At 67.9% G+C, this 9,968-nt stretch carries 9 protein-coding genes; 2 read left to right on the top strand and 7 right to left on the bottom strand.

Annotation, left to right across the window (positions count from 1 at the left end):
* The 4 genes from AC1D12_RS14365 to aptA all read right to left on the bottom strand — a co-directional run.
* Window positions 1-625: type I glutamate--ammonia ligase (locus tag AC1D12_RS14365; protein ID WP_477841098.1), on the bottom strand; the 625-nt coding region annotated here is incomplete at its 3' end.
* A gap of 80 nt (window positions 626-705) precedes the next feature.
* Entirely contained in the window at window positions 706-1,494 is a 789-nt protein-coding gene (locus tag AC1D12_RS14360; protein WP_477827506.1) for a gamma-glutamyl-gamma-aminobutyrate hydrolase family protein, read from the bottom strand.
* 133 nt (window positions 1,495-1,627) lie between these two features.
* Window positions 1,628-2,956, bottom strand: coding sequence for an NAD(P)/FAD-dependent oxidoreductase (locus tag AC1D12_RS14355; RefSeq protein ID WP_477827505.1), 1,329 nt, complete (start codon window positions 2,954-2,956; stop codon window positions 1,628-1,630).
* A 54-nt stretch (window positions 2,957-3,010) separates the two neighbouring features.
* A complete protein-coding gene (aptA, locus tag AC1D12_RS14350; protein ID WP_047512603.1) occupies window positions 3,011-4,315 on the bottom strand; it encodes an omega-aminotransferase AptA in 1,305 nt (434 codons plus the stop codon).
* 128 nt (window positions 4,316-4,443) lie between these two features.
* On the opposite strand from aptA, the gene AC1D12_RS14345 reads away from it, so the two are divergent.
* Window positions 4,444-4,923: an Lrp/AsnC family transcriptional regulator gene (locus AC1D12_RS14345; protein WP_047512606.1), complete on the top strand. Its 480-nt coding sequence runs from the start codon at window positions 4,444-4,446 to the stop codon at window positions 4,921-4,923.
* Between the two features lie 7 nt (window positions 4,924-4,930).
* On the opposite strand, the gene speB is transcribed toward AC1D12_RS14345, so the two are convergent.
* From speB to AC1D12_RS14330, 3 genes are read right to left on the bottom strand one after another with little or no spacing between them, the layout of a single operon-like run.
* Window positions 4,931-5,875 (bottom strand): agmatinase, encoded by a 945-nt coding sequence (speB, locus tag AC1D12_RS14340; protein ID WP_477827539.1) that lies wholly within the window; start codon window positions 5,873-5,875, stop codon window positions 4,931-4,933.
* A 17-nt stretch (window positions 5,876-5,892) separates the two neighbouring features.
* Window positions 5,893-6,348: a hypothetical protein gene (locus tag AC1D12_RS14335; RefSeq protein WP_465113586.1), complete on the bottom strand. Its 456-nt coding sequence runs from the start codon at window positions 6,346-6,348 to the stop codon at window positions 5,893-5,895.
* On the bottom strand, window positions 6,348-8,774 hold the full coding sequence (locus tag AC1D12_RS14330; RefSeq protein ID WP_477841095.1) for a bifunctional metallophosphatase/5'-nucleotidase: 2,427 nt from the start codon (window positions 8,772-8,774) through the stop codon (window positions 6,348-6,350). Before AC1D12_RS14330 ends, AC1D12_RS14335 begins: the two co-directional genes overlap by 1 nt.
* Window positions 8,775-9,110: 336 nt before the next feature.
* Here AC1D12_RS14330 and aceA point away from each other — a divergent pair.
* A partial coding sequence (gene aceA / locus AC1D12_RS14325) for an isocitrate lyase (RefSeq protein WP_477841093.1) occupies window positions 9,111-9,968 on the top strand: 858 nt, incomplete at its 3' end.

Below are 9,968 nucleotides of genomic sequence, written 5' to 3'. Positions count from 1 at the left end.
CGTGGATCAGCGTGTCGACGTTCAGCTCCATCTGCTCGCAGTACGCGTAGATGTCCTCGAACAGCGGGTCGAACTCGTTCACCGCATCGATCGAGTACGCCTGGCGCGAGGTCTCGGCGCGGCCGCTGCGGCCCTTCGGCGGGCGCAGCGGCTGGTTCGGGTCGGTGCTGCGCTCGATCAGGTAGAACTCCAGCTCGGGCGCGACCACCGGGTCCCAGCCCTCGGCGGCGTACAGGTCGCAGATGTTGCGCAGCACCGAGCGCGGCGCGTACGGAATCATCTTGCCGTCGCGGTCGAAGCAGTCGTGGATGACCTGTGCGGTCGGGTCGACCGCCCACGGCACGATGCGCACCGTGCTCGGGTCCGGCCGCAGGTGCATGTCGCGGTCGGTCGCGTGGATCACGTCGTAGTACGGGCCTTCCTCGGGGAATTCACCGGTGACGCCGATCGCGACGATCGCCTCCGGCAGCCGCATGCCGCGGTCCTCGGTGAATTTCTCGCGCGGCAGGATCTTGCCGCGGGCCACGCCGGTGAGGTCGGGCACCAGGCACTCGATCTCGGTCACGCGGCGGTCGTTGAGCCACTGCTCGAGGTCGCTGAAGTTGAAGTTGTTCTTGTCCACCATGGGATCACCTGTTTGTTTCGTTGGCCGCAAGCCAGGATGACCTGCGGTTGGGTCGAGCGTCAGGGCAGGGTGGAACGCACCTAACGGTCCGGGTCGCGGTGCGGCTCCCGGTGGCGGTCGCGGAACGACTGGCAGGCGGCGCCGAAGGCCTTGAACAGGCGCAGCGAGATCGGGTTCTGCGCGGCCTGCCATTCAGGGTGCCATTGCACGCAGAGGTTGAAGGACTTGGCCTCGGCCATCGAGAAGGCCTCGACCAGGCCGTCGGGCGCGCGGGCCTCGACGCGCAGGCCCGGCGCGAGCTTGTTGACGCCCTGGCCGTGCACCGAGTTCACCTGGAAGGCGGGCTTCTCGATGATGCCGGCGAGCGTGCCGCCGGGCACCACGGTGACCTCGTGCGCGAAGTCGTAGACGACCTCGGGCGGCGCGTCTTTCAAATGCGGCGCGCCGCGGTGGTCGCGCTGGCCCGGCACCTCCTGCACGGCCTGGTGCAGCGAGCCGCCGAGCGCGACGTTGGCCTCCTGGAAGCCGCGGCAGATCGCGAACAGCGGGATGCCGCGCTCGAGCGCACGCGGGATCATCGGCAGCGTCCAGTCGTCGCGGTCGCGGTCGAGCGGCAGCGTGGCGTCGCGCACCTCTTCGCCGAAGTGGCTCGGGTGCACGTTCGATGGCGATCCGGTGAGCAGCACGCCGTCGGCGACGTCGAGCAACTCGTCGATCTCGGCCGGGGTGGACGAGGGCACGACCAGCGGCAGGCAGCCTGCCAGGCGCACCGCGTCGATGTATTTCTTGCCGGCGATGTGGAAGGGGTGCTGCCCGACCATTCGGTTGCACGCGGGAATCAGGACGACCGGCTTGTTCAGTGTTTTCATTGGGCTTGCTGCGCGTCGCTTGTTGAGCGGCAACACACTGGGCTTACTGGCAACGCAAGACAGAACACAAGAGACAGCGCAAGAGGAGCAATGAGTGTGCCCGCGCCGAATGCAAAGTCAATCGGCAGCCACCTCACAGCATGTCCCTCAGGCGGTAGTACGCCATCCCCATCACGAGGGCCGGCGTGCGCAGCAGCGGGCCGCCGGGGAACGTGCGGTGGCGCAGCTTCGCGAAGGTGTCGAAGCGGGCCGCGTGGCCGTCGATCGCCTCGGCGACGAGCTTGCCGGCGAGGCCCGTCAACGCGAGCCCGTGGCCCGAGAAGCCTTGCAGGTAGTAGATGTTGTCGTGGTGCGGTTTCGAGGCCGCGGCTGCACCCTCGGTGGGCAGCCGCCCGAAATCGGGCGCGCGGTTCATGCTGATGTCGACGAAGCCGCCCCACGAGAACTCGACCGCGGTGTCCTTCAACTGCGGGAAGCTGCGCGCCATGCGGCGCTGCATGCTGGCCGCGAGGTTGAGCGGTGTGCTGGTGCTGTAGCTGACGCGCCCGCCGTACAGCATGCGGTGGTCGGGCGTCGGGCGGAAGTAGTCGAGCACGAAGTTGGTGTCGCACACCGCCGCGCGCGACGGGATCAGCGAGCGGGCGAGATCCGGATCGACGGGCTTCGAGGCCACGATGTAGGTGCCGACCGGCATGATGCGGCGTTCGAGCTGCGGCGCGAGGCCTTGCAGGTAGACGTTGCCGGCGAGCAGCACGTGCTTCGCGCGCACTTCGCCTTGCGGCGTGGTCAGCCGCACCGTGGGGCCGGGCGTGATCGACGTGACCGGCGACTGCTCGAACAGCTGCACGCCGACGCTCGCCGCGGCACGTGCCAGGCCCAGGCTGTACTTCAGCGGATGCAGGTGGCCGGAGCGCGCATCGTGAGCGCCGCTGTGGAAACGCGGGCTCGCGATCCACTGCGGCAGCTCGGCCGGCGTGATCCAGGTGGTGTCGTGGTCGTAGCGCTCGCGCATCAGCACGTGCCAGTCGTGCAGCTCGCGCGCCTTGCGCGAGTTGATGGCCAGGCTCAGGTAGCCGGATTGCCAGTCGCAGTCGATCGAGAAACGCTTGCAGCGCTGGTGGATGAGATCAAGCGCCTCGAGCGTCATCGCCCACACCTGGCGCGAGGCGTCGAGGCCGAGCTGGTCCTCGATCACCGTCTGCTCGCAGGCGAGGCCGGCGATGGCCTGGCCGCCGTTGCGGCCCGAGGCGCCCCAGCCGACCTCACGGGCTTCGAGCAGCGCGACGCGGTAGCCGCGGTCGGCCAGCTCGATCGCTGCCGAGAGCCCCGCGAGGCCGCCGCCGACGACGGCGACATCGCAGTCGAGCGACGACGACAGCATGGGAAAGCCCGCCGTCCGCTGCACGGTCGCGGCGTAGTACGAGTGGCGGGTGAGATCGCTGTCGGCGCTCAGGAAGCTCATACGGTAGGCGCTAGGCAATGCCCTTTGGTGTGCGGTTGAAAGGAGGGGGCATGTTCAGGCCGCGCGCTTGATCGCGTCGGACAAGGTGCCGATCAGCTGGTCGATGTGCTTGTTCTCGATGATCAGCGGCGGCGACAACGCGATCGTGTCACCGGTGGTGCGGATCAGCAGGCCCTTCTCCCAGCAGTCGAGGAAGACCGAGAACGCGCGCTTGCCGGGCTGGCCGTCGATCGGCGCGAGCTCGATGCCGCCGACCAGGCCCAGGTTGCGCACGTCGATCACGTTCGGCAGGTCTTTCAGCGAATGCACCGCGCGCTCGAAGGTGGGCGCCATGGCTTCACCGCGCGTCAGCAGGCCTTCGTCGGCGTAGGTGTCCAGCGTGCCGAGTGCCGCGGCGCAGGCCAGCGGGTGCGCCGAGTAGGTGTAGCCGTGGAAGAACTCGATGGCCTGCTCGGGGCCGTTCATGAAGGCATCGTGCACATGCTGCTTCGCGAACACCGCGCCCATCGGCACCGCGCCGTTGGTCAGSCCCTTGGCGACCGTCATCAGGTCGGGCGTGACGCCGAACTTGGTGGCCGCGAACGGCGCGCCCAGGCGGCCGAAGCCGGTGATGACCTCGTCGAAGATCAGCAGGATGCCGTGCTTGTCGCAGATGGCGCGCAGGCGTTCGAGGTAGCCCTGCGGCGGCACCAGCACGCCGGTGGAGCCGGCGACCGGCTCGACGATGACCGCGGCGATCGTCGATGCATCGTGCAGCGCGACCAGGCGCTCCAGGTCGTCGGCCAGCTCGGCACCGTGCAGCGGCTGGCCCTGCGTGAACGCGTTGCGCGGATCGTGCGTGTGGCGGATGTGGTCGACGCCCGGCAGCAGGCTGCCGAACATCTTGCGGTTGGCGACCAGCCCGCCGACCGAGATGCCGCCGAAATTGACGCCGTGGTAGCCGCGCTCGCGGCCGATCAGCCGGGTGCGCTGGCCTTCGCCGCGGGCGCGGTGGTAGCCGATCGCCATCTTCAGCGCGGTCTCGACCGATTCGGAACCGGAGTTGGTGAAGAAGACCTTGCTGAGGCCTTTCGGCGCCAGCTGCACGAGACGCTGCGCGAGCTCGAACGCCTTCGGGTGGCCCATCTGGAAGGGCGGCGCGAAATCCATCTCGGCGGCCTGCGCCTGGATCGCCTGGACGATCTTCGGGCGGGCATGGCCGGCGTTCACGCACCACAGGCCGGCGGCGCCGTCGAGCACCTGGCGGCCCTCGGGCGTCCAGTAGTGCATGCCTTCGGCCCTGGACAGCAGGCGCGGCGCCTGCTTGAACTGCCGGTTGGCGGTGAAGGGCATCCAGTGGGCGTCGAGGGTGTTGTCCATGACAGGTAGCGCTGTGATTTCCGTCACGCAGTCTAGCCGGGCTGCCGCGAAATTTGCTTGCGCAAAGCAGCTCGATTCCAGTGTGTGCCGCAATATCATGCGGAGAATCAATCAAGGATTCGCAGGATATGGCAAGCAGCAAGCCCAAGGTGCAACTCGATGCGATTGATCGCCACATCCTGCAGGTGTTGCAGGTCGAGGGCAAGCTGGCCAATGTCGAGCTGGCCGAACGGGTTCACCTGTCACCGTCGGCCTGCCTGCGGCGCGTCAAGGCGCTGGAAGACAACGGCGTGATCGCGCAGTACGTCGCGCTGATCGATTCGAAGGCGGTCGGGCAGCCGGGCACCAGCTTCACGATCGTCAACCTCGAGAAGCTGACACAGGCCGCGATGGCCGAGTTCGAGCAGGCGGTGCGCGACGTGCCAGAGATCCTCGACTGCTTCTACGTCGCCGGCACCAACGACTACCTGCTGCGTTTTACCTACTGCGATGCGGGCGACCTGGAGCGCTTCCACACCGAGGTGCTGGAGCGGCTGCCGGGGGTGGTGCGCTCGAACTCGATGCTGGTGCTGCGGACGGTCAAGAAGACGACGGCGCTGGCGGTTTGACGAACACTCAAGCCCGTTCAGGCTGAGGTATCGAAGCCCTGCTGAGGCGTCCGCACAGATACGTCCACACGAAACTGGCGGCCGCATAGCTCGTCAGCTCGGCGTGGTCGTACGGCGGCGAGACCTCCACGCAATCCATCCCGACGAAGGGGAGGTCGGCCAGTTCCTCCAGCACCGTCAGCACCTGCGTCGTCGTCAGGCCGCCCGGCTCGGGCGTACCGGTGCCGGGCGCGAAGGCCGGGTCGAGGCAGTCGATGTCCAGGCTCAGGTAGACGGGAGGGTTGTCGTGGCGCGAGAGCCGGCTGCGGATCGCTGACAGCACCGGCTGCATCTGCACCGCGCCGTCGAGACCGCGCAGCTCGCGTGCGGTGAAGATCTGCCCGCCCTGGTCGCGCACGTACTCGCGCGCCTCGCGCTGGCCGGCCGAGCGGATGCCCAGCTGCGTGAAGCATTCCTTGATCACCAGGCCTTCGTTGATCGCCTCGTAGACCCAGGTGCCGTGGCCGCTCGGCTCGCCGAAGTGATCCTCCCAGGTGTCGCAGTGCGCATCGAAATGGATCACCGCCAGCGGCTTGCCCAGCCACTCGACATAGCTGCGCAGCAAGGGCAGCGTGATCGAGTGGTCGCCGCCCAGCCAGGCCATGTGGTGCGCGCGGATCAGCGGCGCCACCTGCGGGCCCATCGCCGCGCGCATGCGCTCGAGGCTGGTGTTCGGCAGCAGCAGGTCGCCGGCATCGCCGAGCTGCCCGTCGGGCGTGGTGTCGAAGAACGGGTGGATGCCGTCGCACAGCATGTGGCTCGCCTCGCGGATCGCGCGCGGGCCGAAGCGGGCGCCAGGGCGGTTCGTCACCGAGCCGTCCCAGGCGATGCCGGCCACCGCGTAAGGCGTGTCGGCCGAAGCCGCGGGCGCCTTCAGGAAGGCGTTGTTCGACAGGAAGGCGAAGCTGCTCATCCTGCGATTCTGCGGTTTTATTTCTGCGGCTTCCTGTCCCGGCGCAGTGCCTCGATCTGCGCCAGCCTGCTGCGGCAGTCGCCCGCCACCGTCGGGCACAGATCCTGGTCGCTCAGCTTGAAGCGCTTGCGCAGCGGGTCCACGCGCGCCAGGTAGGCCTGCGCGCAGACATCCGAGTGCAAGGTGGCGATGCGCGCGGCCGACACGCAACCCACCAGCCCCAGGTAGGCCGTGCCGAGCTGCTCCACCGGCTTGCCCGCAGCGCTCTGCAGCCTGGCATCGACACACGCCGAGAACTCGTCGGTGTCGTGGTGCATCTCGTGCAGGCAGGCCTGGGAGGTCTGCTGCACGGCCTCGTTCAGCGCACGCTGTTGCGCCGCGTCGAGCGCCCAGGCCGGCAGCGCCTGCAGGCTGCACAGCAACCCGACGACCGTTCCGGCCGCCGCCCTGGCGAGGTTCCAGCGACGCCGCATCAGTTGAGGCGCGTGATGCGCGGCGTCGTGGGGGCGACCGGCGATTTCTCGCGGAAGTAGGCAATCATCGCGTCGAGGTCGATCACCTTGGAGTCCACCTTGTTGGTCCCCAGGGTGGCCAGCACGTTGAAGTTGTCGCCACCACTGCCCAGGCCCAGGAAGTTGTTGGTGCTGACCGTGTAGGTCTTGGCCAGGTCCAGCGCCACGCCGTTGACCTTGACCGACGACACCACCACCCGGTGGCCGGTGCCCGCGGCCGCGCAGTCGGTCGGGCTGGCGCCGGTGGTCCAGGCGTTCACGCTGTTGTCGTAGCTGTACGTCAGGCCGCTGGAGACCTGCAGCAGGCGCCCGTACTGCAGCGTGGCGGGGTTGAACTTGGCGGTGCAGTTCGGCGCTTCCCACTGCTGCTCGAGCAGGCGGATCACCTGCGCGCCGGTCACGCTGACCTTCACCACCGTGTTGGCAAACGGTGCGACGGTGTTCACCTGGGCGTAGGTCACGGGGCAGGGCGCGCTCACGCCGGCGCCGCAGGTCAGGTCGGCGCGCACGCCGCCCGGGTTGACCACCGCGAAGTCGGCGCCGTTGGGCGTGCCGTACAGGTAGGCATCGGCCATCACCGAACCCATCACCCCCTCGGCGGACTCGTCGCGGTTGGTGGTGCCGGTGAACAGCGCCCGCATCAGGTTGCCGCCGATCGTGCCGACCTGCTTCTGCGCCAGCGTGTTGGAGACGGCGACGTATTTGTCCACCAGCGCGGCGATGTCCGCATCCTTGGCGAAGGTGGCAAAGGCGGCAGGCACCGTCACGCTGGCATTGTTGTCGGCCTGGATGATGGGCACCGTGGCGGCGTCGATCGAGGTCACGCCGGTCTTGAGCTTGATGCCCAGGTTGATGTCGGTGACCGCGCCGCCGTAGAAGCCGGTCTGCGTGACCACATAGCTTTTGCCGCTGGCCTTGCCGGTGTAGTTGCAGACGTACTCCTGGTGGCTGTGGCCGCTGACGACCACGTCGATGTCGCTGCTGAGCTTGTCCAGGATGCCGCCCAGGTCGCCGAAGCTGACCGGGCAGCTGGTGTCGTTGACCGTCGTCGCGGTCGACACGCCGCCCTGGTGGATCAGCACCACCACGGCCTGAACGCCGGCCGCCTTCAGCGACTTCGCATGGCTGTTGATGGTGGCCGACTCTTCGAGGAAGCTCAGGCCGCTGATGCCGGTGCCGGCGACCAGCTCGGTGGTGCCCTTGAGCGTCAGGCCGATGAAGCCCACCGCCACCGGGCCGAAGCGCTTGATGGCGGTGGCCGGCAGCAGCGGCATGCTGCTCGCCTGGTCGACCACGTTGGCCGCCAGGTACTTGTACTTGGCGCCGCTGAAGCTGCCGCCGGTGGCGGACCAGGTGCCGGTGGCGGCGTCCATGAAGCAGGTGTCGGCCCCGACCGTGCCTTGCGCGCCGGAGACCGGGAAGCAGCCGCCGTTCTGCTTGCGCAGCAGTTCGGCCCGGCCGTAGTCGAACTCGTGGTTGCCGACCGAGGTGATCTCCAGCCCGATGCGGTTCAGCACATCCACCGAGGCTTCGTCGTGCGTCGCCGACGAGACGAAGGGCGAGGCGCCCGTCATGTCGCCTGCGCCCACCACGACGCTGTTGGGGCCCTTGGCGCGTAGCGCCTTGATGGCGGTGGCCACGTAGGCCGCGCCGCCCACGTTGACCTTGGTGCCCGCGGCATGGGCCGGGTCGGGCAGGGTCACCGTGCCGCCGTTGGTGGCGGCCGGCGCGGTGATGGCGCCGTGGAAGTCGTTCATCGCCACCAGCTTGATGCTGAAGGTCTTGGCGGCGAGTGCGTCGAGCAGCTGGTCGTGCTCGTTGCCGGGCGTGTTGCCTGAAGCGGCGACCAGCGCGCCGGCGAGGAAGTCGCTCACCGAGGCGGGAATGCTGACCCCGTTGGCCACCAGTTCGTCCTTCACCGCGGCCTGGGCGGCGGAGACCGCGGCGGTGCTGAGCTTGGCTCCTGCGGTGGCGTCGAAGCCCGCGAACCAGGCCACGGTGTCCGCCGAGAACTTGCCCACCAGGGCTTCCGTCAGCGGCGTGATGTTCGCCGTGGCGGTGCTGCCGCTGCCCGTGGCCAGCGAGTGCAGCTTGCCGAGCGTGCCCGCATCGGCCTCCAGCACGCAGGGCAGCTTGCCGTTGAAGGCGGCGGAATAGCCGCCGTCGGCGCGGGTGGTGGCAGTGCCCTGGCTGCCGTCGGCGCAGCGCACGGCGACCGTGGCATTCGCCAGCGCGCTACCGGTGGCCGCGGTGCCGGAAATGGTCAGCGAAGCGGCGGGCTCGCCCGGGGACGACGGCCCATCATCGCCACCACAGGCGCTCAGGCCTGCGCACACCGAGGCCAGCAGACACAGCCGCAGGCGGCTTGAGAAACGACGGTACGACACGGGCAGGCCCTCCTTGAAAGTTCGCGATCTTGGCTGCGCAGCATGGCGCGCAGGTGACAGGCACGCCTCGCAAGATGCGCGCCTCGCATTTCAGCTTTCCGCATCAAGAAAACATCGTTTCGTATTGTGGAAAAACAGTGATGCCTTGCTGCGCTCATTCTTCCAGATGGAAGAAGTCGATTTCACATCCAGAAATAGAAGGATCAAATCATTGATTTCATTGAAGATTATTTTTAGTCTTATATAAGACACAAGTCTTCCGGAAGAGACGGCCGGCTCCTATTCTTGAAGCCATCAAGTCCTCGTTTTTCCACACCGTCACTTCCGGAGACCGACATGAGCCAACCGACCCGTCAGCAACAGATCGCCGCCCTCGAAAAAGACTGGGCCRASAACCCGCGCTGGAARGGCATCAAGCGCGGCTACAGCGCGGCCGACGTSGTGCGSCTGCGCGGCTCSYTSCAGATCGAGCACACGCTGGCCAAGCGCGGTGCCGAGAAGCTGTGGAACCTGGTCCACACCGAGCCCTTCATCAATTCGCTCGGCGCGCTGACCGGCAACCAGGCGATGCAGCAGGTCAAGGCCGGGCTGAAGGCGGTCTACCTGAGCGGCTGGCAGGTGGCCGGCGACGCGAACCTGGCCGGCGAGATGTACCCCGACCAGTCGCTGTACCCGGCGAACTCGGTGCCGATGGTGGTGCGCCGCATCAACAACACCTTCCAGCGCGCCGACCAGATCCAGTGGTCCGAGGGCAAGGGCCCGGGCGATGCCGACTACCGCGATTACTTCGCACCGATCGTGGCCGACGCCGAAGCCGGCTTCGGCGGCGTGCTGAACGCCTTCGAGCTGATGAAGTCGATGATCGAGGCGGGCGCCGCCGGCGTGCACTTCGAGGACCAGCTCGCGTCCGTCAAGAAGTGCGGCCACATGGGCGGCAAGGTGCTGGTGCCGACGCGCGAAGCGGTGGCCAAGCTGGTGGCGGCGCGCCTCGCGGCCGACGTGATGGGCACGCCCACCGTGCTGCTGGCGCGCACCGATGCCGAGGCGGCCGACCTGGTGACGAGCGACGTCGACGACAACGACAAGCCGTTCACCACCGGCGAGCGCACCATCGAGGGCTTCTACCGCACCCGAAACGGGCTGGAGCAATCCATCAGCCGCGGCCTGGCCTATGCCGAGTACGCCGACATGATC

It is taken from the genome of Rhizobacter sp. P1_G5 (genome assembly GCF_056405435.1).
This window is presented reverse-complemented; position numbering and strand designations above follow the sequence as displayed.